A 404-nucleotide genomic window follows, 5' to 3' on the forward strand; every position below is an offset into this window, starting at 1 on the left:
AACCGCCATGATGAGACCCGTTTTCAGCAATGGTGTAACGGCAAGACAGGCTATCCGATTGTCGATGCCTGCATGCGGCAGCTCAATCAGACCGGCTACATGTCTAATCGTGGCCGCCAATTGGTCGCCAGTTGTTTTGTCCACGAGCTGGCCCTCGACTGGCGCTACGGTGCCGCCTACTTTGAGCAGCAGTTAATCGACTATGATGTCGCATCCAACTGGGGCAATTGGCAGTATCTGGCCGGGGTGGGTGCCGATCCGCGAGGCTGGCGCTATTTTGATCTGGAGAAACAGACGAAAATGTACGATCCTGATGGCGACTTCATTCATCGCTGGTTAAACAATGGCAGCCACTCACTATAAAACCTTAAGGCTGATTCTGGGCGATCAGCTCAATGCGAAAC

At 53.2% G+C, this 404-nt stretch carries 1 protein-coding gene; it reads left to right on the forward strand.

Annotated features, from left to right (window positions below; genetic code table 11):
• Positions 1-363 (forward strand): FAD-binding domain-containing protein (locus ACYP03_RS24355; RefSeq protein ID WP_459782420.1); only part of this gene is annotated, 363 nt, incomplete at its 5' end.
• Positions 364-404: the final 41 nt, after the last annotated feature.

It is taken from the genome of Photobacterium sp. R1 (genome assembly GCF_054600795.1).